Genomic DNA, 25,130 nt, shown 5'->3' with positions numbered 1-25,130 from the left:
CTTCCGGCACGTCCCTCCTTTTCTTAGAAAATGGCGTCTTTCTCTGTTATAGAACACAAAAAAAGAGCAAATGGCGCTTACCATTCGTACACATTAAATGTTGAAAACATATAATATAGTAGATAAATAGCTTTTCGACAAATTTCACAACTTGTGGACAACCTTCTACACAAGCTGTGTGAAATCAATCCACAACTTATCCACACTTTGTGGATAAAGAGGAAAGGTAGGATTAGTAATCAAGAGTTAAAACACAAATATAATACCAAAATAAACGAGAGCTTGCAATGGTTGTCACAATCTTATCCACAAAGCGGACAACCTGTTGAAAAAACCTTGTCCACAGGGGTTGGTAATGTGAAAATGTTGTCGATAACCTCTGTGGATACTAAAAAAAGCCGAAAAAGATATCCACATGCGTGATTTTAGGGGCAAATTGTTTGGATTTGTCTTTTTTCCGTAAAATTAAGGAATCTAAAAAATAAGGTTTCGAAAGTTGAAAAGGTATGGTATCCTATTATGGTTGCAAGAAATAAAAGCACTAGTGAAGTTGACAATGAATAGGTAACGCAAATATAATAAGTAAGACTGTCTTTAACAGCTATTCCTCGAGGGAGGTGTCATAAATGAAAAGAACATTCCAACCGAATAACCGTAAACGCAGCAAAGTTCATGGCTTCAGAAGCCGTATGAGTTCAAAAAACGGTCGTCTAGTTTTAGCACGCCGTCGCCGCAAAGGCAGAAAAGTATTATCAGCTTAGGCCACTGAATAATGTCAGTGGTCTTTTTTCACGTTATGGGAAAAGATAGATGTGATGCGTAATGAACCGGGGCATGCTTCCTGGTTCAGATGCATCTCATGTTCATAATAAATTTTAAAAGTTTCTGCCAGCCAGTATCGGAGTGAGTCATTTGAAGAAGCGAAATCGTTTAAAGAAAAATGAAGATTTTCAAAAAGTGTTTAAACATGGGACATCAGTTGCAAACCGCCAGTTTGTCTTATATACGCTTGATCAGCCTGAAAATGATGAACTGCGTGTCGGGCTTTCCGTCAGCAAAAAAATTGGCAATGCTGTGATGCGAAATCGGATCAAACGTTTGATTCGGCAGGCCTTTCTTGAAGAGAAAGAGAGACTGAAGGAAAAGGATTACATCATTATTGCCAGAAAACCGGCGAGCCAGCTGACATATGAGGAAACGAAAAAAAGTCTGCAGCATCTATTCAGAAAGTCTTCATTATATAAGAAATCTTCGTCAAAGTAGGCATCACCACTGCTTTCTTACAACTTTTAAAAGCGCTTCCTTTCTGGTTGATCAGAAAAAGACACCATTTAAAACTGAAAGATGCTAAAATACATACAAGTATGCTTTGCAATAAAAGAGTGTAAAGATTAATTATAGGAGGAAATGTTGTTGAAAAGGAGAATAGGGTTGCTATTAAGTATGGTTGGCGTATTCATGCTTTTGGCTGGATGCTCGAGTGTGAAAGAGCCGATCACTGCAGATAGTCCGCATTTCTGGGACAAGTACGTAGTATATCCATTGTCTGAGCTCATTACTTATGTAGCGAAATTGACGGGAGATAACTACGGGCTTTCAATTATTCTAGTTACCATTTTAATTCGTTTATTAATTTTACCGCTGATGATTAAGCAGCTGAGAAGTTCGAAAGCGATGCAGGCTTTACAGCCGGAAATGCAAAAGCTTAAAGAAAAATACAGCTCAAAGGATCAAAAAACGCAGCAAAAGCTTCAGCAGGAAACAATGGCTTTATTCCAAAAGCATGGTGTCAATCCATTGGCGGGATGTTTCCCGATTTTGATCCAGATGCCGATTTTAATTGGATTCTATCACGCGATCATGAGAACACAGGCGATTTCAGAGCACAGCTTCTTATGGTTTGACTTAGGAGAAAAAGATCCTTACTATATTCTTCCTATCGTTGCTGGTGTTGCTACATTTGTTCAGCAAAAACTGATGATGGCGGGCAATGCGCAGCAAAATCCGCAAATGGCGATGATGCTTTGGATTATGCCAATTATGATTATCGTATTTGCGATCAACTTCCCGGCGGCTCTTTCTCTTTATTGGGTAGTTGGTAACTTGTTTATGATTGCGCAAACTTTCCTCATTAAAGGACCTGATATTAAAAAAAATCCTGAGCCGCAAAAAGCCGGAGGAAAGAAAAAGTGAGGAATGTGACTGCTGCAGGGCGAAATGTCGATGAAGCAGTACAGTCCGGATTGCAAGAGTTGGGATTAACGAAGGATAAGGTAGAAATTACTGTTATTGAAGAGGGAAACAAAGGGTTTCTCGGTATTTTCGGTAAAAAGCCTGCGATCGTAAAGCTGGTTGAAAAGATTGATCCGATTCAGCAAGCGAAGTTATATCTTCAAACGATTGCCGAAGCCATTGCCGGGAAGTCTGATGTGACTGTTCAAGAAAGCAAAAAGACAGTGAGATATCATATAACAGGTGAAAAGGCAGCATTGTTGATTGGGAAAAGAGGACAAACCTTAAACGCCCTTGAAACTTTGACACAGCTTGCCCTTAACCGTTATCCAGGCCAATATAAAAATGTGACGGTGGATGCAGAAAACTATCGTTTGAAAAGAAAAGAAACACTGAGCCAGCTGGCCATCAAGCTTGCTGACCAGGTTTTGAAAACGAAAAAATCCATCCAGCTTGAGCCCATGCCGTCCAGCGAAAGAAAAATTATTCACGATACTCTTTCTGGATATGCAAACCACCAGATCAAAACATATTCAATGGGTGAAGGCGAAAATCGTCATCTCGTTATTTCCCATAAAAGATAGCATAAAACCGAAGTCCGATAAAAATCGGATTTCGGTTTTTTTGTATCCGAAAAATCTACTTTTCCTAGTAATATCAAGGTTTTGCCGTTTAAGTTTTTTCTTTTTAGGTGTATCCTGTTGATAAAAAGGAAGTTCAGGAAATAAAATTAATTGTTATTCACATGTGGATAAGTTAAAGTAATAAGGGACGAATTTCTATTTCTGTGGATAACAAATCTTCCACTTCGAACTAAACTATGTTATCTTTTAGTTTTGGCATAATAAAAATTTTTTTATATAGATGAAGTATAAGTAAAGAGAGGTGAACAACATGGATACAATTGCGGCAATTTCCACACCGATGGGAGAAGGCGCGATTGCGATTGTACGGTTGAGCGGACCAGAAGCCATTCAAATCGCAGATAAAATTTATAAGGGACCGAAGGGGAAAACACTCAGCTCGGTCGAATCACATACGATTCATTATGGTCATATCGTAGACAGACCTTCGGATCGTGTCGTTGAGGAAGTAATGGTATCAGTGTTAAAAGCGCCGAGAACTTTTACACGGGAAGATGTTATCGAGATAAACTGTCACGGGGGAATTGTGACTGTGAACCAAGTGCTTCAGCTCGCATTGAGAGAGGGAGCGAGACTGGCAGAGCCTGGCGAATTTACGAAACGTGCGTTTTTAAACGGGCGTATCGATCTTTCACAGGCGGAAGCGGTTATGGACTTAATCAGAGCGAAAACGGACCGGGCAATGAACGTTGCTATGAATCAAATGGAAGGGCGTCTTTCTGCTTTGGTGCGCCGTTTGCGCAGTGAGATTTTAGAAACACTGGCCCATGTTGAGGTGAATATCGATTATCCGGAGTATGATGATGTAGAGGAAATGACGCATCAGATTTTAGTCGAAAAGGCAACCGCCGTGAAAAAGGAAATTGAGGCGTTGCTGAGGACTTCTGAGCAAGGAAAAATCTTACGTGAAGGTCTTTCTACCGTCATTATCGGCCGGCCAAACGTAGGAAAATCATCTCTTCTGAACAGCCTCGTTCATGAGGCAAAAGCCATTGTAACCGATATTCCCGGAACGACACGGGATGTGATTGAGGAATACGTGAATGTAAGGGGCGTCCCGCTTCGTCTGGTTGATACAGCAGGTATTCGTGAAACAGAGGATATTGTTGAGCGAATCGGTGTTGAACGTTCTCGCCAGGTTCTAAAGGAAGCGGACCTGATTTTACTTGTGCTTAATTATAGTGAAGAGCTTTCTGAAGAAGACGTGAAGCTTTTTGAAGCCGTTGAGGGCATGGATGTTATCGTGATTTTGAATAAGACTGACCTTGAGGCGAAGATTGACACTGAACGTGTCCGTGAGCTTGCCAATGGACGTCCAGTTGTTACGACATCTCTTTTAAAAGAGGAAGGCATCAATGATCTGGAAGAAGCGATTCAATCACTGTTCTACACGGGTGCCATTGAAAGCGGTGATCTGACTTATGTCAGCAACACACGTCACATCTCTATTTTACAGCAAGCAAAACGCGCCATTGAAGATGCGCTTAGCGGCATCGAACAGGATGTCCCGATCGATATGGTGCAAATTGACCTTACAAGATGCTGGGAGCTTTTAGGGGAAATCATTGGAGATTCTGTCCACGAAAGCTTAATTGATCAGCTCTTTTCTCAATTCTGTTTAGGAAAATAATTAAAGGAGGAACTAGAATCATGGGGTATGAAGCAGGCCAATACGATGTGATTGTGATTGGCGCCGGGCATGCCGGTGTTGAGGCTGCCCTCGCATCTGCACGCCAAGGCGCCAAAACGCTTGTCTTGACCATCAACCTAGATATGGTTGCATTTATGCCATGTAATCCGTCTGTCGGCGGCCCCGCAAAAGGGATTGTCGTCCGCGAAATTGACGCGCTCGGCGGAGAAATGGGAAGAAACATCGATAAAACGCATATTCAAATGAGAATGCTGAATACAGGAAAAGGTCCTGCGGTTCGTGCATTGCGTGCGCAAGCAGACAAATTCCAATATCAGCACGAAATGAAAAATACGCTTGAAAAAGAACCAAACTTAACATTGCTGCAAGGAATTGTGGAGCGGCTGATCGTTGAAGACGGCGAATGCCGAGGCGTTATTACACAAACCGGCGCACATTATCGTGCGAAAGCAGTTGTCATGACGACAGGGACATATTTAAGAGGACGTATCATTCTTGGCGATCTGTCTTACTCAAGCGGCCCGAATAACCAGCAGCCTTCTATTAAGCTTTCTGAGCATTTGGAGGAACTCGGTTTTGACCTTGTTCGTTTTAAAACAGGTACGCCGCCTCGCGTTAAAAGCGACACGATTGATTACAGTAAAACGGAAATTCAGCCTGGTGACGATGTGCCTCGCGCTTTCTCATATGAAACAGTGGAATATATCACAGATCAGCTCCCTTGCTGGCTGACATATACAAGCCCTGAGACACATGAGATTATTGACAGCAACCTGCACCGTTCACCGATGTATTCCGGTATGATCAAAGGTACGGGCCCAAGATACTGCCCATCCATTGAAGACAAAGTTGTCCGTTTTAATGATAAACCGCGTCACCAAATCTTCCTTGAGCCGGAAGGCAGAAATACACAGGAAGTCTATGTCCAAGGTTTATCTACAAGTCTTCCAGAAGACGTACAGCAAAGAATGCTTGCAACGATTCCTGGACTTGAAAACGTGCAAATGATGAGAGCCGGCTATGCGATCGAGTATGATGCAATCGTACCGACACAGCTCTGGCCGACACTTGAAACAAAAAAAATCACAAACCTTTACACTGCAGGCCAAATTAACGGAACATCCGGTTATGAAGAAGCTGCGGGACAAGGGATTATGGCGGGAATCAATGCAGGACGAAAAGCGCTTGGAAAAGAAGAAGTAATTCTAAGCCGTTCTGACGCCTATATTGGTGTTCTGATTGATGACCTTGTGACAAAAGGTACCAATGAGCCATATCGTCTTTTGACATCACGTGCTGAATACAGATTGCTGCTTCGCCATGACAATGCTGATTTGCGTCTGACAGAAATCGGACACCGCATTGGATTGATTTCTGATGAGCGCTATGCGGCTTTTGAGAAGAAAAAAGCGGCGATCGAGGCGGAGAAAAAACGTCTTCATTCTGTAATTATCAAGCCGTCTCCGGAAAATCAAGAATATATCCGTTCTCTTGGCGGAAGCGAATTGAAAGATGGAGTTCGCGGCACAGACTTGATGAAACGTCCTGAAATGAACTATGAAACAGTCACAAAACTGGCGCCGCCAGAAGTGCCGGTTCCTCAAGACGTGGCAGAACAAGTAGAAATCCAAGTGAAATATGAAGGATATATTGAAAAATCTCTTCAGCAAGTGGAAAAACTGAAGAAGATGGAAAATAAAAAAATTCCAGACCGAATTGATTATGACGCAATTAAGGGGATTGCGACCGAGGCGCGTCAAAAACTGAAAAATGTACGGCCTTTGTCTGTTGCCCAAGCTTCCCGCATTTCCGGTGTAAACCCGGCGGACATTTCAATTCTATTGGTGTATTTAGAGCAGGGACGCATTGCGAAGATAGCCGAATAGAAAGGATGACGGCATGAATATTGAAGAATTTACTTCTGGTTTGGCGGAAAAAGGGATCTCCCTTTCTCCCCGTCAGCTAGAGCAATTTGAGCTGTATTACGACATGCTGGTTGAATGGAACGAAAAAATCAATCTGACTTCAATAACAGAGAAAAAAGAAGTGTATTTAAAGCATTTTTATGATTCCATTACAGCTGCTTTTTATGTCGAATTCAATCAGGTGAACACGATTTGTGATGTCGGAGCGGGAGCGGGTTTTCCAAGTCTGCCGATAAAAATATGCTTTCCGCACCTCAATGTCACAATCGTGGATTCACTGAACAAACGGATCACGTTTTTAGAAAAGTTATCTGAGGCTTTGCAATTGGAGAATACAACATTCTGCCATGACAGAGCTGAAACGTTCGGGCAACGGAAAGACGTGCGTGAAAGCTATGATATTGTGACAGCGCGAGCAGTTGCGAGATTATCTGTTTTGAGTGAGCTTTGCTTGCCTCTGGTGAAGAAAAACGGTTTATTTGTTGCTTTAAAAGCCGCATCAGCAGAAGAAGAACTGAATGCAGGCAAAAAAGCAATCACGACGCTTGGAGGAGAACTTGAGAATATCCATTCTTTTAAGCTGCCTATTGAAGAAAGCGATCGTAATATTATGGTGATACGCAAAATAAAAAATACACCTAAGAAGTATCCAAGAAAACCGGGAACTCCTAATAAATCGCCAATTGAAGGGTAATTTAGACAGCCTGATATGACAATACCATCATATTTTCATCAAAATTGATGGATGTACAGCAGGAAAAACCATGAGAAAATAGAATTATAAAAATGGCAGTTTTTAAAGGTGGTGTAGGTACATGAAGCATTCATTCTCTCGTTTCTTCGGGCTTGGTGAGAAGGAACAGGAGCCGGAGATTGCTGAACATGATACAAATAAAGAAGAGATTCTGGAAATACCGGTAAATGCTATCGTTCCCAACCGTTTTCAGCCACGCACCATTTTCTCAGATGAAAAAATCAAAGAGTTAGCAATGACCATTCATACACACGGCATTATTCAGCCGATTGTTGTTAGGCATACAGAAGAAGAAGGCCAATACGAACTCATTGCAGGTGAAAGACGCTGGAGAGCGGTGCAATCGCTTGAGTGGGAAAAGATTCCGGCAATTATTAAGGATTTTTCCGACACGGAAACCGCTTCTGTGGCGTTAATCGAAAACTTGCAGCGGGAAGAACTGTCTTCTATTGAGGAAGCGCATGCTTATGCTAGGCTGCTTGAGCTGCATGATTTAACACAGGAGGCACTCGCACAGCGCTTAGGAAAAGGGCAGTCTACAATCGCGAATAAGCTTCGGTTATTAAAGCTGCCTCAGCCGGTCCAAGAGGCGATTATGGAGAAGAAAATCACCGAGCGCCATGCCAGAGCGCTGATTCCGCTGAAACAGCCTGAGCTCCAAGTCACACTGCTCACAGAGATTATTGAGAAAAGTTTAAATGTAAAGCAGACGGAAGACCGCGTGGTGAAAATGCTGGAGCAAGGCAAGAGAAAGCCAAAGCCGAGACGCAAAGCATTCAGCAGAGATACAAGAATTGCGATGAACACGATTCGCCAGTCACTATCAATGGTGGAAGACAGCGGTGTAAAATTGAATACAGAAGAAGAAGAATTTGAAGAATATATTCAATTAACGATTCGCATACCAAAATAGAAGCTCTCCTGAAAAGCAGGAGAGCTTTTTATATTTTGCATAAAAGGTAATTACTAATCAAAAGGTAATTACTTACTTTTAGTGAATATTATTATATTAGAATTCTTTTCTTTGAGCTTGTGGATAAATTCTTCAGATTTTTGCGGTGAAATCACTGCATGTCCCCATCCCCCCTGATAATATATCGTGATGGCATGGCGAGAGCCGATCAGACGAAAACCGGACCACAGTTTCTTTTTTTGAACGACTTTATCGATGTTTTTGTAAGGAATTTGATGTTTGATCAGTCCGGCTTTAATGATCAGGTGGTGTTCCTTCAATACATATTTCAGGTCAATAAAGCTCCAAATGATGAGTCCATTTAAAAGAGTCAGCAGAATAAAAATGATCCAGCCGGAAACTCTCATATTTCCCAGCACAAAAGGAACAATGGCATCTGCTTGTATCAGTAATATGAGAAACACAATCATCAGCGTAACGGGTACATCTCTCTTCGTTTGATAAACCATTTTCTCACCATCCTGTTTCCACGTTCTGTACTGTGACTTCTTCTTTTTTTCTTTAAGAAATTCTTTTTTTAAGTCAAAAAAACATAGAAATTGCAGAATTTATAAGAGAAAGCATAAAGCGTGCTTGAATTTTCAATTATTTCCCTTCTGATTCGGAACAAAATGATGAAAAAAATGAAACGCTTTAATCTTTTTTTGATAGAATAGAAGCAAGATAGTACATGTTCATGTGAAAGTAGGTGACATCGTGGGAAAAATCATAGCAATTACGAACCAAAAAGGCGGGGTCGGCAAAACAACGACGTCTGTCAACCTTGGGGCATGTTTGGCTTACATAGGGAAAAGGGTTCTGCTGGTAGATATTGATCCGCAGGGAAATGCGACAAGCGGATTAGGGATTGAAAAAGCCGATGTAGAGCAGTGTGTGTACGATATTTTAGTAGATGATGCAGATGTAATAGATATTATTAAAGCAACGACAGTAGAGAACTTGGATGTGATTCCTGCGACGATTCAGCTTGCAGGGGCTGAAATCGAGCTGGTTCCTACAATATCAAGAGAAGTGAGATTGAAGAGAGCGCTTGAAGCAGTAAAGCAAAATTATGATTATATTATCATTGATTGTCCGCCGTCATTGGGCTTGCTGACGATTAATGCCCTTACTGCCTCGGATTCCGTTGTGATTCCTGTACAGTGCGAATATTATGCCTTGGAGGGTCTCAGCCAGTTATTAAATACAGTACGTCTTGTGCAAAAGCATTTGAATACTGATTTAATGATTGAAGGTGTATTGCTGACAATGCTTGATGCCCGGACAAACCTTGGCATTCAAGTGATTGAAGAGGTTAAAAAGTATTTTAGGGATAAAGTATATAAGACAGTTATTCCGCGTAATGTCCGTCTGAGTGAGGCACCGAGTCACGGAAAACCCATCATTTTATACGATCCGCGGTCAAGAGGTGCGGAAGTATATTTAGATTTAGCAAAGGAAGTGGCTGCGAATGGCTAAAGGCCTTGGAAAAGGGATTAATGCGTTATTTAATCAGGTAGATTTGTCTGAAGAGACAGTTGAAGAAATTAAAATTGCCGATTTACGCCCTAATCCTTATCAGCCAAGAAAACACTTTGATGACGAGGCATTAGCTGAACTAAAAGAATCTGTGTTGCAGCATGGCATTCTTCAGCCGCTTATCGTCAGAAAATCTTTAAAAGGCTATGATATTGTTGCAGGTGAACGGCGTTTTCGAGCGGCAAAGCTGGCAGGTTTAGATACAGTTCCGGCCATTGTCCGTGAATTATCAGAGGCGTTAATGAGGGAAATTGCTTTATTAGAAAACCTTCAGCGTGAAGATTTATCTCCGCTTGAAGAGGCTCAGGCATATGATTCCTTGTTGAAACACTTAGATCTCACACAAGAGCAGCTTGCCAAACGTCTTGGGAAAAGCAGACCGCATATTGCGAATCATTTAAGACTGCTGACACTGCCAGAAAATATTCAGCAGCTTATTGCCGAAGGTACGCTTTCTATGGGACATGGACGCACGCTTCTTGGCTTAAAAAACAAAAATAAGCTTGAACCGCTGGTACAAAAAGTGATTGCGGAGCAGCTCAATGTTCGCCAGCTTGAGCAGCTGGTTCAGCAGTTGAATCAGAATGTTCCACGTGAAACAAAGAAAAAAGAACCTGTGAAAGACGCGGTTCTAAAAGAACGGGAATCCTATCTCCAAAATTATTTTGGAACAACAGTTAATATTAAAAGACAGAAGAAAAAAGGCAAAATCGAAATTGAATTTTTCTCTAATGAAGACCTTGACCGGATTTTAGAGCTTTTGTCTGAACGAGAATCGTAAATGAAGAAACCATCTTTCAAGCGAAGATGGTTTTTGTTTTATATGCGCCCAGTGAGCCTTTGCAACGGGTTAAGGCGTTCTTGCCTCCACTCTGTCCGATCTGTTAAACTCAATCCTTCCGCGAGAACATTGGCCATATTCATGACCAAGTTGAGTCTTGTATTTTGCAATACAAAATATTCCATGAAACCGCTAACATTCACGATTCCGTTAATATGAAGATCTCCCACTTCAGGAAGGTCTTTTTGTACACCGGCTCCGGGCTTTAATGGCCCGTCCCCGATTTGAAATGAACCCACACTCTTAACGCGGCCTAAGCATGCATCGACTGCTATAACAAATGGGTTTTTATGTAATTTATGAATGTCATTGATTTTATCCTTCATGTTCACAGCATGGACGGGGTCAGATAAGGTTCCGTAGACATGGAATCTGGTGAGCTGCATCTGTTTGAGTTTCATTCCTACGAGCGGGCCCAATGAATCACCGGTTGAACGGTCTGTTCCGATACAAACCACAACAATTGGTTTGCCGGCAGCTTTACGTAAGGATGAAGAAAGGATGGTTTGGATTTGTTTTGCCGCTGCAGCATCTGTATGTGAAACATATTGCTTTACTCGTTCCTGAGAGGAAAAAAGCCCGCCTTTTCGATTCATGGGTTTCACTTCCTTGTTATAGTAGGTAACAGAATTGCTATGGTGTGTGTTTCGTTATGTAAGGTTGTTTACAGTATATCCAGCAGTACGGTTTTTTATGCTTTGTGTATGGCACCGGAGATTTTAAAAAAGTAGAGGGCATGATATGAATGGTTAGTGGGCGATTACAAGTATTGTCCCTCATTGCCTCGATCATGATCAAGCAATTGTCTGCTTATGAAACACTTTATAGATAGGAATGGTTAATGAGGTTCATTCCTTCATTCCACTGCAAAATGATATATTTTTAGACTGCCTCCATTAGCAGTCTTTTTTTTATGTGTATTTCGTATGATAATTTCACCTTGTGTTCAAATGTCTATGAAAATATGGCATGTTTGCTTTCCTTTATTTATATAGTAACAATAACGGGAACAAGCTGAACTTTGTCTATGAGGTGATAGTGTTGTGGAGAGCCGGAATGAAGTGGATGCTGCTCATATTAGGGAGCCTGATCGGGGCCGGATATGCGAGCGGTCAGGAGATATGGCAGTTTTTTGGGGCGGAAAGCGGACTTGCTATTGTGCTGTTTACAATTATGTTCATTTTCTCGTCTTATATTGTGATGAAAATCAGTTTTAAGGTTCAATCCACTCATTTTCTGCCGGTTCTGGAGCATTTAATGGGGCCATGGCTGGCGAAAATTTATGATGTCCTCATCATTTTTTATTTGTTTTCGACGACTATGGTGATGATTGCCGGAGGCGGTGTGACCCTGCAAATGTACAAGCTTCCTTTCTGGTGGGGAATCACGCTGATTTGCATCGTGACAGTGTGTTTGTTTTTGTGGGATGTGAAAGGAATATTATCTATAAATAGTATTTTGATTCCTGTGTTAGTAGCGGGGCTTTTATATGCGCTGATCTCCTTTCAGAGCACACATCACCATACGTGGACGATTGATTTGTCCCAGCAGTATAACTGGCCTGCGAGCATTACGTTTACCTCTTTAAACATCCTTTCAGTTGTTGCGATTTTATCCTCTGTTGGGAAAGAGATGAAAGGGCTCGGAGAAGCAAAAATCGCAAGTGTGGCAAGCGGTCTTATTTTTGGCGTGATCTCATTTGTTTATAATGAAACGTTGGTGGAGCTGGCGGGCTCCCTTTCTCAGTTTGAAATACCGCTGTTTGCCGTTCTGGAGGGTGCGCCTTATTTCCTTTTTTTATGTATGACGGCGGTGCTGTGCCTGGCGATTTACACAACGACGGTAGCTGGTTTGCTGGGGCTGTCCAGCCGGCTGATGGCGTTTATTCATATGCCTAGATGGATGATTGTGTTGATTTTGTTAGTGTTAATGGTACCTTTTACTTCTTTCGGATTTTCTGATTTGATCGCGTTCTTGTATCCGATATATGGGATGCTCAATTTGTATTTGTTAGTTTGTCTGCTCTTATATCCTATTTTGAGTAAATGGAAATAAGAGGATGGATTTCTTTTCGGGTATCTTGATTGCTCTTATGATCAGTTTTTTTGTACAATAGATACAGCAGTTTAGGAAAAGAGGTGAAGGGTCTTGGCGGATAAAGACTTTGGCCTGAATGATATCGTAGAAATGAAAAAACCGCATCCATGCGGAGCGAACAGCTGGAAAATTATACGCATGGGAATGGATATTCGAATTAAGTGTGAGGGATGCTCTCACAGTGTTATGATTCCGAGAAGAGAATTTGAAAGAAAACTAAAAAAAGTACTAGTCAAGCATGAGGAGCCTACTTCATAAATAGGCCGACACTCATGCTTTTTCATATAGAAGGTAAGGAGAAGACGGCGATGAGCAAAGTGCATCAGTCGGCATGTCCGCTGAATTGTTGGGACAGCTGCGGCTTTTTGGTGACTGTTGATGATGGAAAGGTAACAAAAGTGGACGGAGATCCAAACCATCCGATTACGGAAGGTAAAATCTGCGGCCGCGGCAGAATGCTTGAGACAAAAACAAATTCTCCTGATCGGCTTCGCTATCCAATGAAAAAACAAAATGGCGAGTTTGTGCGGATTTCTTGGGAGCAGGCACTTGATGAAATTGCCGATAAACTTCGGGAAATCAAGGAAATGTCGGAGACGACTGCTGTTTTGCACAGCCATGATTATGCGAATAACGGTCTGTTAAAAGCGCTTGATCAGCGTTTTTTTAATGGATATGGAGGCGTGACTGAAATCGTCGGAAGCATATGCTGGGGCTCCGGCATCGAGGCGCAAAGCTGGGATTTTGGCCGTTCGTACGGTCACGGCCCGCTTGATATTTACAACAGCAAGCATGTTGTTGTGTGGGGAAGAAATGTATCCAGAACAAATATGCACTTATACCATCACTTGCAGCAGGTGAAAAAGAAGGGCGCCACGATTACGGTGATTGATCCGATCTTCAACCCGACTGCTAAGCTTGCTGACCGCTATATCTCTGTAAAGCCTGGAATGGACGGCTGGCTTGCGGCAGCCGTTTTGAAGGTTCTGATTGAGACGGGAAGAACGGATGAAACGTTTATTTCTGAGCATTCTGTCGGTTTTGATGATGTGAAAGAGCTTTTGAAAACTGTTTCTCTAGAAGAGTTTATTGTGAAAACAGAAACTTCTATGGAGGAGCTGGAGTATCTGGCCGGTTTGTATGCTGATGGTCCGGTGTCTACTTTTATGGGGCTTGGCATGCAGCGATATAAAAACGGCGGCGGAACGATTCGTTGGATTGACGCACTCGTTGCGGCAAGCGGAAATGTCGGAATTAAGGGCGGCGGCGCGAATTTCGGAAATGTCCAGATTGGCGAGAGCTTTGCAAAAACAAAGCTGACGTTGCCGGAATTAAAAACAACATCACGTTCTTTTTCAATGATGACGCAGGCTGAAGAAGTGTTGACCGCTGCTGATCCTGCGATTGAGATGATTATTGTGACGTGCGGAAATCCGCTGACTCAGGTGCCGAATACAAATAAGGTGAGACAAGCTTTTGAAAAGGTTCCCATGACGGTTGCGATTGATTCCATTATGACAGATACCGCAAAGCTGTGTGATTATGTTTTGCCGACTGCCACTGTTTTTGAAGAAGAAGATATCTACTATTCCAGTATGTATCATCATTATGTTCAGTACGGGAAGAAGCTTGTGGAGCCGCAGGGTGAAGCGAAGTCGGACAGCTGGATCTGGTCAGAGCTTGCAAAACGTCTTGGGTTTGGCGAGCTGTTTGAATACAGCACTCAAGAATTTTTAGAGATGGGGCTTTCTTCATTGGAAGCAGAGGATGTGACACTTGAGCGTTTAAAAGAAAAAGGCCACCTCCCTCTTCCAGTAAAACAGGTGCCGTGGGATGATTATCAGTTTTTGACGCCGAGTGGAAAATTTGAATTTACTTCGTCGCTAGCTGAGCAAAAAGGATTTAGCGGCTCGCTTCAATTAAATGTGCCCGAAGAATCTGTTTTCCATAATGAGGAGTTAGCTGAAAAGTACCCTTATACGCTGTTATCCATTCATCCGCAGCGTTCCAACCATTCACAGCATGTGCCGTTTATTGAAAAGCTTCAGCACGTTCAGGTCGATATTTCTCCAGATATAGCGGCTGAGCAGGATCTTCAGGATGGAGACGAAGTTGTCATCTTTAATGACCGCGGAAGCTTGAAGGGCAAGGTGAAAGTGATGAAGCAGGCTCATGCGAAGACGATTAATATAGATGAAGGCATGTGGGCGGCTTTTGGAGGGTCAGTAAATGCACTGACAAATGATACAAATTCTGATAATGGACTGGGAAGTACGCTTTTTGACTGTTTAGTAGGCTTGAAAAAAGCATAATCAAAGGGATTGGCAGGCTGAAAATGCTTTTTTGTCAGCTTGTCTTTTCCAGTGAACCTCCTTATAATTGCTCTAGGTTCAAAATACGTTCATACAATGACGGTTTTATATAGAGGAGATGAAAGAATGGCTTTAACAGCTGGAATTGTTGGTTTGCCGAACGTCGGAAAATCAACACTATTTAACGCAATTACACAGGCCGGTGCCGAATCAGCCAACTACCCGTTCTGTACAATTGATCCGAACGTGGGAATTGTAGAGGTGCCGGATGATCGTCTGCAAAAGCTGACTGAGCTGGTCAACCCGAAGAAGACTGTGCCGACTGCTTTTGAATTCACTGATATTGCAGGGATTGTAAAGGGCGCATCTAAAGGAGAAGGACTCGGCAACAAGTTCCTATCTCATATTCGCCAAGTTGACGCGATTTGCCACGTTGTCCGTGCTTTTTCCGATGACAACATTACACACGTTTCCGGAAAGGTTGATCCGATTGATGACATTGAAACGATCAACCTTGAGCTGATCCTCGCTGATATGGAAACGGTTGAAAAGCGGATTACACGCGTCAGCAAGCTTGCGAAGCAAAAAGATAAAGACGCTGTATTTGAGTTTGAGATTTTATCTAAACTGAAAGAAGCGTTTGAGAGTGAAAAGCCTGCTCGATCTGTAGAATTCACTGAGGAGCAGCAAAAGCTTGTGAAGCAGCTCCATTTACTGACTTCGAAGCCTATTTTGTACGTGGCCAACGTAAGTGAAGATGAAGTTGCTGATCCATCTGGCAATGAAAATGTAGCGAAGATTCGCGAGTACGCTGCCGGCGAAAACGCAGAAGTTATCGTTGTGTGTGCAAAAATCGAATCTGAAATCGCTGAGCTTGAAGGCGAAGAAAAGCAAATGTTCTTGGAAGAGCTGGGCATTCAAGAATCAGGTCTTGATCAGCTGATCAAAGCGTCTTACTCTCTTCTCGGCCTCGCAACATATTTCACAGCCGGAGAACAGGAAGTCAGAGCTTGGACATTCAAAAAAGGCATGAAAGCCCCTGAGTGTGCAGGAATTATTCATAGTGACTTTGAGCGGGGCTTCATTCGTGCTGAGACAGTTGCTTATGAGGATCTTCTTGCGGGCGGCGGTATGGCAGGAGCTAAAGAGGCAGGAAAAGTCCGCCTTGAAGGGAAAGAATATGTGGTTCAAGACGGAGATGTTATTCATTTCCGATTTAATGTATAGGATGCAGTTGTAAAGGGACAAGAGCTTTGGTATAATATAAAATTGTGAGTAATAGAATTATTGCTCCTTGCCCATTATGGGCCGCTTAGTCCAAAAGGAGGTGCAAACAGATGAGAAAGTACGAAGTTATGTACATTATCCGCCCAAACATTGACGAAGAGTCTAAAAAAGCAGTTATCGAGCGTTTCAACAACGTTCTGACTTCTAACGGTGCGGAGATCACTGGAACAAAGGATTGGGGTAAACGTCGTCTTGCTTACGAAATCAACGATTTCCGCGACGGTTTCTACCAAATCGTAAACGTTCAATCTGACGCTGCGGCAGTTCAAGAATTTGACCGTCTAGCTAAGATCAGTGACGATATCATTCGCCACATTGTTGTTAAAGAAGAAGAATAAGCAATTTTGAAATATATAATGGTAAAAGGTGGTCTTTCTTATGCTTAACCGAGTTGTATTAGTCGGAAGACTGACAAAAGACCCAGAGCTTCGTTATACGCCAAACGGTGCGGCTGTTGCTACGTTTACTCTTGCTGTGAATCGTACATTTACGAACCAGTCCGGAGAACGTGAGGCCGATTTCATTAATTGTGTCACTTGGAGAAGACAAGCCGAAAACGTTGCAAACTTCTTGAAAAAAGGAAGCCTTGCAGGCGTAGATGGCCGTTTACAAACAAGAAACTATGAAAACCAGCAAGGACAGCGTGTCTTCGTGACAGAGGTCCAAGCTGAAAGTGTTCAATTTCTTGAGCCGAAAAACGGCGGCGGTTCTGGTTCAGGTGGATACAACGAAGGAAACAGCGGCGGAGGCCAGTACTTTGGCGGAGGCCAAAATGATAATCCATTTGGGGGAAATCAAAACAACCAGAGACGCAATCAGGGGAACAGCTTTAATGATGACCCATTTGCCAACGACGGCAAACCGATTGACATCTCGGATGATGATCTTCCATTCTAATGTGATTATCACCTAAAATGAAAAAGAAAGGAGGGAAATGACAATGGCAGGAGGACGCAGAGGCGGTCGTGCGAAACGCCGTAAAGTGTGTTATTTCACTTCTAACGGTATCACGCACATCGACTACAAAGATGTAGATCTTCTTAAAAAGTTTGTTTCTGAGCGCGGTAAAATTTTACCACGTCGTGTAACTGGAACAAACGCTAAATACCAACGTAAATTGACTGCAGCGATCAAACGCGCACGTCAAATGGCTTTACTTCCATACGTAAGTGGTGAGTAAGCTGATGCGTAAAGAGCAAGAACCTTCGGGTTCTTGCTCTTTTTTATAGGGGGGAGGATGAAACATGAAGTTGATTTCATGGAATGTAAACGGCCTGCGGGCTGTGATGAGAAAAATGGATTTCCTCTCTTATTTGAAAGAAGAGGATGCAGATATTATATGTCTTCAGGAAACGAAGATACAGGACGGCCAGGTTGATCTCCAGCCTGAAGGCTATCATGTGTACTGGAATTATGCAGTGAAAAAAGGATATTCCGGCACAGCTGTTTTTTCTAAGCAAGAACCGCTGCAGGTCATCTACGGTATCGGAGTAGAAGAGCATGACCAAGAAGGCAGAGTGATTACGCTGGAATTTGAAAACGTGTATGTGATGACTGTTTACACGCCCAATTCCAGAAGGGGATTAGAGCGGATTGATTACCGCATGCAATGGGAAGAGGCTTTATTGTCTTATATTCTTGAATTGGATCAGAAAAAACCAGTGATTTTATGCGGTGATTTGAATGTAGCCCATCAGGAGATTGATTTGAAAAATCCAAAGGTGAACCGGAATAACGCTGGATTTTCAGATCAAGAAAGAGGGGCATTCACTCGTTTCTTAGAAGCTGGCTTTGTTGATTCTTTCCGTCATGTTTATCCTGATCTTGAAGGCGCTTATTCCTGGTGGTCGTATCGTGCCGGCGCCCGGGACAGAAATATCGGATGGCGGATTGATTATTTTGTTGTTTCTGAAAGACTTAAGGAACAGATTGAAGATGCCAGCATATCAGCGGACGTCATGGGTTCCGACCATTGTCCTGTTGAACTTATCATCAATATATGATGAGATAGCAGTAAGGATTTTACACTTACTGCTTTTTTTATATGAAAAGGAGAAAGAGATGGCAAATATAAAAGAGATCGCAAGACTGGCAAATGTATCTGTTTCGACTGTCTCGCGTGTATTGAATCATCATCCTTATGTGTCTGAAGAAAAGAGAAAGCTTGTTCATCAAGTCATGAAGGAATTGGATTATACGCCAAATCGAACCGCAATCGATCTCATTCGCGGGAAAACCCATACGGTCGGTGTGATTCTGCCTTATAGCGATCATCCCTGCTTTGATAAAATCGTTAACGGAATCACCAAGGCGGCTTTTCAGCATGAGTATGCAACGACCCTCCTCCCCACCAATTATAACCCCGCTATTGAAATCAAATATTTAGAGCTGTTAAGAACGAAGAAAATAGACGGTCTCATCATTACTTCCCGCGCCAATCATTGGGACAGCATTTTAGCTTATCAGGAATATGGGCCGATCATCGCTTGTGAGGATACCGGATACATTGATGTCCCTTGTGCTTTTAATGACAGAAAAGCTGCTTATGCAGAGAGCTTTCGCTATTTAAAGAGCCGCGGACATGAGAATATTGCTTTTACGTGTGTCAGAGAAGCTGATAGGAGCCCGAGCACGGCTGATAAAGCTGCGGCCTATAAAGCTGTCTGCGGAAGGTTGGAAGACCACCATATGCTGTCCGGATGCAACGATATGAATGATGGTGAGCTGGCAGCTGAACATTTTTATATGAGCGGGCGGGTTCCGACTGCTATTTATGCAAATAGTGATGAAGTGGCAGCTGGAATTCATCTATTTGCCAAAAAGAATAATTGGGATGTTGAAATCATAGGCGAGGGAAATACTTCTATCAGCCGTGTTCTTGGTTTTCCGTCGCTTGATTTGAATCTTGAGCAGCTCGGCATCGCAGCATTTTCTCTATTTTTGCAGGATGAACCCGCTGATATCAAAATTCAGCATAAATTTAAGAAAAAAGCTTGAACTGAAATGCATTTCATACCTTATAACTTCATTGAAGGCGAAGGAGGAGGAAGAAATGCAGATTGAACATACAGCGGTCTGGGTCAATGATTTAGAGCGAATGAAGTCTTTTTATGAATCGTATTTTAATGGCGAAGCGAATGATTTGTATCATAATGAGAAAAAAGATTTTAAGTCTTATTTTATTACGTTTGATTCCGGAGCAAGGCTGGAGATTATGAAAAAAGGGAATGTGACCGATCCGCCCTCACAAACAATGACAGGCTGGGCACATATTGCCTTTTCCGTTGGGAGCCGGGAGAAAGTTGACGAACTGACTGATCGATTGAAGGCGGATGGTTTCGCAGTAGTAAACGGCCCGAGGACAACAGGAGACGGCTACTATGAAAGCGTGATTGAGGATGATGAAGGAAATTTGATCGAGATTACAATCTGACATCTGGAGTGACTTACATGCTGAGGACAGAAAAAGAAAAAATGGCAGCCGGAGAATTATACAATTCGGAAGATCAACAACTATTACTAGAACGCAAACATGCGAGACAGCTGATTAGACAATACAACGAAACACCGGAAGATGATGCAGTGCGGACGAAGCTTTTGAAGGAGCTGCTCGGTTCGGTTGGGGATCAAGTCACGATTTTGCCGACATTCCGCTGTGATTATGGCTATCACATTCATATCGGAGATCATACATTTGTTAATTTTGACTGTGTCATTTTAGATGTGTGTGAGGTGCGTATCGGCCGTCATTGTTTGATTGCGCCAGGTGTACATATCTACACGGCCGGTCATCCTCTTGATCCGATCGAAAGGAAATCCGGGAAGGAGTTCGGTAAGCCTGTGACAATTGGAGATCAAGTTTGGATTGGAGGCCGGGCGGTGATTAACCCGGGAGTGACAATCGGTGATAACGCAGTGATTGCTTCTGGATCTGTTGTCACTAAGGATGTACCCGCTAATACTGTTGTAGGCGGAAACCCCGCGAGGATTTTGAAGCAATTGTAATGAGATCAGTGCGGCAGATCCGCACTGACTTTTTTAAATCTGTTTCGCATTCGTATTAGGACCGAAGAAGATTAACAGCAAGGAGCATGCGAGCCAGCAGCCCCCAATAAATAAGAAGACGCTGATATAGCCGAGCTGAACGGCAATAAATCCGACAAGCAATGAGCCAAAAATGTTTGAAAAACGGCCAAGACCATAGGCTAAACCGCTGCCAGACGAGCGGTATTCAGTCGGATAAGGTTCAGATGTATAGGCGTATAAGTTCGAGGTAAAGACCCGTTCTGTGATATTCACGATAAAACCAAATACAATGATCATGATGGGAATAAAAGTCATACCATATAAGAGCCCGGCGATGGCCGTCAGAAACGCACTCGCAGCTAAAATCCATTTTCTTTGAAATCTTTCGGAAATCATGGAGCCGAGCAGTGCACCAAGCGGAGCGCCGACGGAATGCAATACGTTATACCACAATGTATTTTCCATGGTGACGCCATTGCTTTTTAGCAGGCTTGGAACCCATGAGGCAAATCCGTAAAACCCAAACGTTTCAAAAATCCATACAGCAGATAATACGATGGTGATTTTGAGGTTTCTGCCTTTCAATAAGCCGGCATAACCTGCATTCTGCTTAACAGTTTCGCTTACTTTAGGCTGGGATGCTGCCGGAAGCGGGCCTTTCTCCTTTTCAACCTGTGCCTCAATTCGGTTGAGGATCGCATCGGCTTTCGCATATTCCCCGCGATTTTCGTGCCAGCGAGGCGACTCTTCCAGCCGTCGAATAAAGAAAAAATAAATAAGGCCGACGGCACCCCATACAAATACTAGCCTCCATCCCCATGAACCAAGAGGAATGACAAAGGCAGACACAATGTTGGTGATCGGAACCCCGATCAATCCAATCATGGCACAAAAAGAAATATATTTTCCACGTACACTTGAAGGGAAAAATTCCGCCAAATAGCTATTCGTAATGACCATGGCGGCTGCAACGCCAAATCCGGTGAGAAAACGGAATGTCATTAAAGATGGAATGTCCCATGCCGCAGCATTGCATAGCGATGCGATTGAGAAAACAAAGACAAATAGATTTAAGGCTTTTTTGCGGCCAATTCGATCGGACAGCCGTCCGCCCAGTGAAGCGCCTAAAAACATGCCTAAAAACGAAGCAGCCGTTACGTTAGCAATAGTTGAAAGCGGGATGCCCCAATGCTCGATCAGTGCCGGCGCTACGTTGCTGAGGGTAAATAAATCTGCGAGATCAAAGAAATAAACAATGCCGAGAGCGGTTAACACTTGGAAATGAACGCGTGAAATCGGAAGGCGGTCTAAACGATTCGCTGCGTTTGAGAAAGGATGTGTATTCTTTTGTTTGAAGATCGTATTCATAAAAAACCCCCTTTTAGTAGTAAGAAAAGACTGAAAATTCCCCTCTTGGGACTATTATAAGTATCTTGGTTCATTGGCAACAGAGTTCAAATCACTAGATGGAAGAACTAAATTCACACTTTATATTTTAATTTTGCTTAAAAGATTTCCAAAACAGTAGATTCATAGACCAATTTATGCAAATATATAGTGATATTCTCATTGAAAGGAAGAGACATAGAAGGAATGAATTCATTTATCCGTCCTATAGAAGGAAACAATACGTTGACGAGATATTTTTTGGCTTTTTTGGTGATGGTAGGGTTATATGTATTCGGGAATATAGCTTACCTTTTCGCTATACTGTTCACCGTTATTGTGAATCCCAATATCACGTTTGATTTGGATGAAGCTGTACTGAGTGATCCCCTCGTAGATCTTTATTTGTCCCATGTGATTTATTTATTCGCCATTCCGGGAGTTTGGCTGGCTGTGCGCTTTATTTTGAAGCGGCCTTTCCGAACGATGATTACACCAAATTCAAAGATGAATTGGCGGAGAATTTCCTTTGGTTTTATTGCTTATTTCTTGCTGATGATCGCCGTACAATTGATTGATTTTGCGATGCATCCTGATAGCTATTCAATGCAAGAGTTTAATGCCTCACGCTTTATCTGGCTGCTAGCGGCTGCCCTCATTTTGGTTCCGATTCAGACATCAGCTGAGGAACTGTTTTTCAGGGGATTTTTGCTTCAAGCTTTCGGGAGATTGACGAAAAATCCTCTATTTTTGACACTGATTGTCGGAGGATTGTTTGGCGTATTGCATTTTGCAAATCCAGAAATGAACAATGGCGCTGTCTGGGCAGGAATTGAGTATTTAACATTTGGTTTTGTGTGGACCTATTACACGATTAAAACTGGAAGCATCGAAATATCACTTGGCGCCCATGCCGCGAATAATATGTTTTTGTGTATGTTTATTACAGAAAAAAACAGTGTGTATGGAGGAATTCCTTCTCTCTTTACGGTTACGCGGGGGAACCCGATGTGGGAGGCTTTCTTTACGATAGCGGTCAATCTTGTGTTTGCGGGGATCGCTTTATGGTACCATAAGAAATCAAAAAGTAAGCAGCAAGGGTCTTAATCCCTGCTGCTTATTAACGTGTGGATCGCTTCTTCGATATTTGTTGTCGGCTGCTGGCAGGCGAAGTTTTCACAAATATACACAGTTGTTTTGCCGTCTATGATGCGGTAGTCTGCCGCGAATGGCGCAATGTCTTTGCATTGCTCGGGCTGCTCTGCCACCAGAATGGAGTCGTTAGGCTTAAAGGCTTTTTGAAGCTCCGTTATGATTTGTTTTCTGGCTGGATCGTCTGCACTTCCAAAAATCACGATTTCTTTCTTAGGCATCAGATGCCTTAACACACTTTGCATAAAGAAAGCATGGCCGCTCGGATACGCGTCGATGTCTGGCTTGAACACGGAAAACATCGTTTCCGCTTTTTCGATCAGTGATAAGTCGCCTGTGACTTGTCCGAGACGCAGCAGCTGAACAGCTGCCACACTGTTTCCGGAAGGCACGGCGCCGTCGTACACTTCTTTTTCCCGTACGATTAAGGCTTCTGCATCGTGTCCGGTGAAGTAGAATCCGCCATGCTCCTCATCCCAAAATAAGCTGATCATATCGTCTGTCAGTTTCTTCGCTTTTTGTAAATAAGAAAGATCAAATGAAGCTTCATAGAGATCGAGATAGGCCCATAGGAGAAAAGCGTAATCGTCGATAAAGCCTTTGTTTTTCACTTCGCCATCACGATATCGGACCATCACACGGCCGTCGATGATTAATTTGTTTTCAATAAATGTGATGGCGTCTTTCGCTAGGCTGAGATATTTCGGCTCCTGGTATACCTTTGCCGCTTTCGCAAGACCCGCGATCATCAGCGCGTTCCATGAGGTCAGCACTTTATCATCGACATGCGGATAGGTTCTTTCCTCGCGTGCCTTCAAGAGCTGCTGTCTTGCGTCTTCGAGTTTGAGACTGAGCTCTTTTTCGGTTAACCCGGCATCCGCTTGGATTTGTTCTCGCTTTGTGTGAATGAGGTTAGGAATATTTTTGCCTTCAAAGTTTCCTTCTTCAGTGATGTCATACACTTGGCAATACAGCGTTCCGAGATCGTCCCCGAGCGTTTTCAGAATTTCTTCCTTTGACCACACGTAGTACTTTCCTTCTTCTCCTTCTGTATCCGCGTCTAAAGCAGAGAAAAAGCTTCCGTCTTCATGAGTCATTTCCCTCTGAATGAACGTAATGATCTGCTCACAAATCTCTTTATAGCGGCTGTTTTGCGTGACCTGATAGGCTTCTGTATAAGCGGTCAGCAGCAGCGCATTGTCGTACAGCATTTTTTCAAAGTGGGGAACGAGCCACTCGTCATCGGTCGAATAGCGGGCGAACCCATAGCCGATATGATCGTAAATGCCGCCATTCGCCATGCTGTCCAGCGTTTTCGTCACGTTGTATAAAGCGTTCTCCTGCCCCGTATTGTGATGATAACGAAGCAAATACATCAGCATATGGGGCATCGGAAATTTTGGTGCCTGCCCGAAACCGCCGTAGATCGTATCAAACCCGCTGGCAAGCTGCTGGAATGTCCGGTGAATCGCTGACTCGCTAAGGCCTTCGCCTGATTTGGCGGCTGTTTTGGTCTGCAAATGTTTAGCGGCGTTCTCCGCAATATCCTCGACATGCTCACGGTCGTTCGCAAACGTCTCAGACAGATGCTCAAGCACATCAACAAAACCGGGACGATTGAATTTGCTCGTCTTTGGCAAATATGTACCCGCGTAAAACGGCTTTTGATCAGGCGTAATAAATACATTCAGCGGCCAGCCGCCCTGCCCGGTCATCAGCTGGCAGATTCTCATATAAACAGAATCCACATCAGGCCGCTCTTCCCGGTCGACTTTAATCGCCACAAACCGTTCATTGAGAAGACGCGCGATTTCTTCGTCTTCAAAGCTTTCGTGAGCCATCACGTGGCACCAATGACAAGTCGAATAACCGATGCTGACCAGAACCGGCTTGTTTTCGCGTTTCGCTTTTTCAAATGCTTCATCTCCCCAAGGGAACCAGTCCACAGGGTTGTGGGCGTGTTGGAGTAAGTATGGTGATTTCTCATTGATTAATCTATTGGGTTTATTTTTGTTTGGCATGGGATCACCTTCTTCCTAAGTTGGTTATATTCAGGTTACCACAGTTATCCTAAACAAATACAATAACTGACTGCTTATCGATAATTGTGATGTGAAAATATAAACTAATGTTTCATTTTGCCACTTGAGATAAATGCGAATAACGTTTTTCCTTGTTTCGCAATCTGGTCAAATTTTTATAAAAAAAGTAAAAGTTTAAACCTTAGTCTATATATAATAAGATCATATCAATTAAATGTAGGGGGAGTTATTATGAAGTGCAATAAAATGAACAGGGTACAATTAAAAGAGGGAAGCGTATCAATGACCCT

Annotated in this window: 26 protein-coding genes; 22 read left to right on the top strand and 4 right to left on the bottom strand. The window is 42.9% G+C overall.

The window, feature by feature from the left end:
* Positions 1-626 precede the first annotated feature (626 nt).
* From rpmH to noc, 8 genes are all read left to right on the top strand, one after another.
* Positions 627-761 carry a 50S ribosomal protein L34 gene (gene rpmH / locus NSU05_RS20880; RefSeq protein WP_003178075.1) on the top strand — a complete coding sequence of 45 codons (135 nt, stop codon included), beginning with the start codon at positions 627-629 and terminating at the stop codon, positions 759-761.
* Positions 762-912: 151 nt separating this feature from the next.
* On the top strand, positions 913-1,263 hold the full coding sequence (gene rnpA / locus NSU05_RS20875; protein WP_003242628.1) for a ribonuclease P protein component: 351 nt from the start codon (positions 913-915) through the stop codon (positions 1,261-1,263).
* Positions 1,264-1,407: 144 nt separating this feature from the next.
* Positions 1,408-2,193, top strand: a complete 786-nt coding sequence (spoIIIJ, locus tag NSU05_RS20870) for a YidC family membrane integrase SpoIIIJ (RefSeq protein ID WP_010886648.1) — start codon at positions 1,408-1,410, stop codon at positions 2,191-2,193.
* Positions 2,190-2,816: an RNA-binding cell elongation regulator Jag/EloR gene (jag, locus tag NSU05_RS20865; protein ID WP_003243764.1), complete on the top strand. Its 627-nt coding sequence runs from the start codon at positions 2,190-2,192 to the stop codon at positions 2,814-2,816. The genes spoIIIJ and jag overlap by 4 nt, the downstream gene beginning before the upstream one ends.
* A gap of 310 nt (positions 2,817-3,126) precedes the next feature.
* Positions 3,127-4,506, top strand: a complete 1,380-nt coding sequence (mnmE, locus tag NSU05_RS20860; protein ID WP_014478576.1) for a tRNA uridine-5-carboxymethylaminomethyl(34) synthesis GTPase MnmE — start codon at positions 3,127-3,129, stop codon at positions 4,504-4,506.
* A gap of 20 nt (positions 4,507-4,526) precedes the next feature.
* Positions 4,527-6,413 carry a tRNA uridine-5-carboxymethylaminomethyl(34) synthesis enzyme MnmG gene (mnmG, locus tag NSU05_RS20855; protein ID WP_003226825.1) on the top strand — a complete coding sequence of 629 codons (1,887 nt, stop codon included), beginning with the start codon at positions 4,527-4,529 and terminating at the stop codon, positions 6,411-6,413.
* Positions 6,414-6,426: 13 nt separating this feature from the next.
* Positions 6,427-7,146, top strand: a complete 720-nt coding sequence (gene rsmG / locus NSU05_RS20850; RefSeq protein ID WP_038429974.1) for a 16S rRNA (guanine(527)-N(7))-methyltransferase RsmG — start codon at positions 6,427-6,429, stop codon at positions 7,144-7,146.
* Between the two features lie 121 nt (positions 7,147-7,267).
* Complete coding sequence (gene noc, locus NSU05_RS20845; protein ID WP_015250778.1) at positions 7,268-8,119, top strand: nucleoid occlusion protein; 852 nt, start codon at positions 7,268-7,270, stop codon at positions 8,117-8,119.
* A gap of 68 nt (positions 8,120-8,187) precedes the next feature.
* On the opposite strand, the gene NSU05_RS20840 is transcribed toward noc, so the two are convergent.
* Complete coding sequence (locus NSU05_RS20840; protein WP_038429973.1) at positions 8,188-8,628, bottom strand: PH domain-containing protein; 441 nt, start codon at positions 8,626-8,628, stop codon at positions 8,188-8,190.
* A gap of 247 nt (positions 8,629-8,875) precedes the next feature.
* Between NSU05_RS20840 and soj the strand changes: the two genes are divergently transcribed.
* Together soj and spo0J are read left to right on the top strand one after the other, a co-directional pair.
* Entirely contained in the window at positions 8,876-9,637 is a 762-nt protein-coding gene (soj, locus tag NSU05_RS20835) for a sporulation initiation inhibitor protein Soj (protein ID WP_003219244.1), read from the top strand.
* The gene (spo0J, locus tag NSU05_RS20830) at positions 9,630-10,478 is read left to right on the top strand and encodes a stage 0 sporulation protein Spo0J (protein WP_038429972.1); all 849 of its coding nucleotides are present in this window, start codon (positions 9,630-9,632) and stop codon (positions 10,476-10,478) included. Before soj ends, spo0J begins: the two co-directional genes overlap by 8 nt.
* A 38-nt stretch (positions 10,479-10,516) precedes the next feature.
* Here spo0J and yyaC read toward each other — a convergent pair whose 3' ends face one another.
* Positions 10,517-11,134, bottom strand: a complete 618-nt coding sequence (gene yyaC, locus NSU05_RS20825; protein WP_003243890.1) for a spore protease YyaC — start codon at positions 11,132-11,134, stop codon at positions 10,517-10,519.
* Positions 11,135-11,576: 442 nt separating this feature from the next.
* Here yyaC and NSU05_RS20820 point away from each other — a divergent pair, with 442 nt between their 5' ends.
* From NSU05_RS20820 to NSU05_RS20770, 11 genes are all read left to right on the top strand, one after another.
* Positions 11,577-12,593, top strand: a complete 1,017-nt coding sequence (locus tag NSU05_RS20820; protein ID WP_010886647.1) for a membrane protein — start codon at positions 11,577-11,579, stop codon at positions 12,591-12,593.
* Between the two features lie 93 nt (positions 12,594-12,686).
* A complete protein-coding gene (locus tag NSU05_RS20815) occupies positions 12,687-12,893 on the top strand; it encodes a DUF951 family protein (RefSeq protein ID WP_003226838.1) in 207 nt (68 codons plus the stop codon).
* Between the two features lie 50 nt (positions 12,894-12,943).
* On the top strand, positions 12,944-14,947 hold the full coding sequence (locus NSU05_RS20810; protein ID WP_038429970.1) for a molybdopterin-dependent oxidoreductase: 2,004 nt from the start codon (positions 12,944-12,946) through the stop codon (positions 14,945-14,947).
* A 126-nt stretch (positions 14,948-15,073) separates the two neighbouring features.
* On the top strand, positions 15,074-16,174 hold the full coding sequence (ychF, locus tag NSU05_RS20805; RefSeq protein WP_003242727.1) for a redox-regulated ATPase YchF: 1,101 nt from the start codon (positions 15,074-15,076) through the stop codon (positions 16,172-16,174).
* 110 nt (positions 16,175-16,284) lie between these two features.
* Positions 16,285-16,572 carry a 30S ribosomal protein S6 gene (gene rpsF / locus NSU05_RS20800; RefSeq protein ID WP_003244064.1) on the top strand — a complete coding sequence of 96 codons (288 nt, stop codon included), beginning with the start codon at positions 16,285-16,287 and terminating at the stop codon, positions 16,570-16,572.
* A 40-nt stretch (positions 16,573-16,612) separates the two neighbouring features.
* Positions 16,613-17,131 (top strand): single-stranded DNA-binding protein SsbA, encoded by a 519-nt coding sequence (gene ssbA, locus NSU05_RS20795; protein ID WP_003219228.1) that lies wholly within the window; start codon positions 16,613-16,615, stop codon positions 17,129-17,131.
* Between the two features lie 43 nt (positions 17,132-17,174).
* Positions 17,175-17,414 carry a 30S ribosomal protein S18 gene (rpsR, locus tag NSU05_RS20790; RefSeq protein WP_003219224.1) on the top strand — a complete coding sequence of 80 codons (240 nt, stop codon included), beginning with the start codon at positions 17,175-17,177 and terminating at the stop codon, positions 17,412-17,414.
* Positions 17,415-17,478: 64 nt separating this feature from the next.
* Positions 17,479-18,237 (top strand): exodeoxyribonuclease III, encoded by a 759-nt coding sequence (xth, locus tag NSU05_RS20785; RefSeq protein ID WP_038429969.1) that lies wholly within the window; start codon positions 17,479-17,481, stop codon positions 18,235-18,237.
* Positions 18,238-18,295: 58 nt separating this feature from the next.
* Positions 18,296-19,231, top strand: coding sequence for a transcriptional regulator CcpB (gene ccpB / locus NSU05_RS20780; protein ID WP_038429968.1), 936 nt, complete (start codon positions 18,296-18,298; stop codon positions 19,229-19,231).
* A gap of 55 nt (positions 19,232-19,286) precedes the next feature.
* A complete protein-coding gene (locus NSU05_RS20775) occupies positions 19,287-19,667 on the top strand; it encodes a VOC family protein (RefSeq protein WP_003244460.1) in 381 nt (126 codons plus the stop codon).
* Positions 19,668-19,684: 17 nt separating this feature from the next.
* The gene (locus NSU05_RS20770) at positions 19,685-20,239 is read left to right on the top strand and encodes a sugar O-acetyltransferase (RefSeq protein WP_033884396.1); all 555 of its coding nucleotides are present in this window, start codon (positions 19,685-19,687) and stop codon (positions 20,237-20,239) included.
* Positions 20,240-20,272: 33 nt separating this feature from the next.
* Here NSU05_RS20770 and NSU05_RS20765 read toward each other — a convergent pair whose 3' ends face one another.
* Entirely contained in the window at positions 20,273-21,628 is a 1,356-nt protein-coding gene (locus tag NSU05_RS20765) for an MFS transporter (protein ID WP_029318525.1), read from the bottom strand.
* 225 nt (positions 21,629-21,853) lie between these two features.
* Here NSU05_RS20765 and NSU05_RS20760 point away from each other — a divergent pair, with 225 nt between their 5' ends.
* Positions 21,854-22,753: a type II CAAX endopeptidase family protein gene (locus tag NSU05_RS20760; RefSeq protein ID WP_038429965.1), complete on the top strand. Its 900-nt coding sequence runs from the start codon at positions 21,854-21,856 to the stop codon at positions 22,751-22,753.
* Here the strand turns inward: NSU05_RS20760 and NSU05_RS20755 are convergent.
* Positions 22,750-24,819, bottom strand: a complete 2,070-nt coding sequence (locus NSU05_RS20755) for a thioredoxin domain-containing protein (RefSeq protein ID WP_038429964.1) — start codon at positions 24,817-24,819, stop codon at positions 22,750-22,752. The two genes, NSU05_RS20760 and NSU05_RS20755, sit on opposite strands and share 4 nt — an antisense overlap.
* Positions 24,820-25,130 lie beyond the last annotated feature (311 nt).

The sequence above is a fragment of the Bacillus sp. EU52 genome, assembly GCF_037964975.1.
GTDB lineage: Bacteria > Bacillota > Bacilli > Bacillales > Bacillaceae > Bacillus > Bacillus subtilis.
Note: the sequence above shows the minus strand (reverse complement) of the source record. Positions and strands in the feature narration are given on the sequence as shown.

Bases quoted from the DNA above. Each gene is read 5' to 3' on its own strand.
- noc (WP_015250778.1), top strand. From the start codon at position 7,268: ATGAAGCATTCATTCTCTCGTTTCTTCGGGCTTGGTGAGAAGGAACAG.
- rsmG (WP_038429974.1), top strand. From the start codon at position 6,427: ATGAATATTGAAGAATTTACTTCTGGTTTGGCGGAAAAAGGGATCTCC.
- ssbA (WP_003219228.1), top strand. From the start codon at position 16,613: ATGCTTAACCGAGTTGTATTAGTCGGAAGACTGACAAAAGACCCAGAG.
- ychF (WP_003242727.1), top strand. From the start codon at position 15,074: ATGGCTTTAACAGCTGGAATTGTTGGTTTGCCGAACGTCGGAAAATCA.
- NSU05_RS20810 (WP_038429970.1), top strand. From the start codon at position 12,944: ATGAGCAAAGTGCATCAGTCGGCATGTCCGCTGAATTGTTGGGACAGC.
- xth (WP_038429969.1), top strand. From the start codon at position 17,479: ATGAAGTTGATTTCATGGAATGTAAACGGCCTGCGGGCTGTGATGAGA.
- rpmH (WP_003178075.1), top strand. From the start codon at position 627: ATGAAAAGAACATTCCAACCGAATAACCGTAAACGCAGCAAAGTTCAT.
- NSU05_RS20755 (WP_038429964.1), bottom strand. From the start codon at position 24,819: ATGCCAAACAAAAATAAACCCAATAGATTAATCAATGAGAAATCACCA.
- yyaC (WP_003243890.1), bottom strand. From the start codon at position 11,134: ATGAATCGAAAAGGCGGGCTTTTTTCCTCTCAGGAACGAGTAAAGCAA.
- spo0J (WP_038429972.1), top strand. From the start codon at position 9,630: ATGGCTAAAGGCCTTGGAAAAGGGATTAATGCGTTATTTAATCAGGTA.
- rpsF (WP_003244064.1), top strand. From the start codon at position 16,285: ATGAGAAAGTACGAAGTTATGTACATTATCCGCCCAAACATTGACGAA.
- NSU05_RS20775 (WP_003244460.1), top strand. From the start codon at position 19,287: ATGCAGATTGAACATACAGCGGTCTGGGTCAATGATTTAGAGCGAATG.
- mnmG (WP_003226825.1), top strand. From the start codon at position 4,527: ATGGGGTATGAAGCAGGCCAATACGATGTGATTGTGATTGGCGCCGGG.
- NSU05_RS20765 (WP_029318525.1), bottom strand. From the start codon at position 21,628: ATGAATACGATCTTCAAACAAAAGAATACACATCCTTTCTCAAACGCA.
- mnmE (WP_014478576.1), top strand. From the start codon at position 3,127: ATGGATACAATTGCGGCAATTTCCACACCGATGGGAGAAGGCGCGATT.
- NSU05_RS20770 (WP_033884396.1), top strand. From the start codon at position 19,685: ATGCTGAGGACAGAAAAAGAAAAAATGGCAGCCGGAGAATTATACAAT.
- NSU05_RS20840 (WP_038429973.1), bottom strand. From the start codon at position 8,628: ATGGTTTATCAAACGAAGAGAGATGTACCCGTTACGCTGATGATTGTG.
- rpsR (WP_003219224.1), top strand. From the start codon at position 17,175: ATGGCAGGAGGACGCAGAGGCGGTCGTGCGAAACGCCGTAAAGTGTGT.
- spoIIIJ (WP_010886648.1), top strand. From the start codon at position 1,408: ATGTTGTTGAAAAGGAGAATAGGGTTGCTATTAAGTATGGTTGGCGTA.
- ccpB (WP_038429968.1), top strand. From the start codon at position 18,296: ATGGCAAATATAAAAGAGATCGCAAGACTGGCAAATGTATCTGTTTCG.
- NSU05_RS20760 (WP_038429965.1), top strand. From the start codon at position 21,854: ATGAATTCATTTATCCGTCCTATAGAAGGAAACAATACGTTGACGAGA.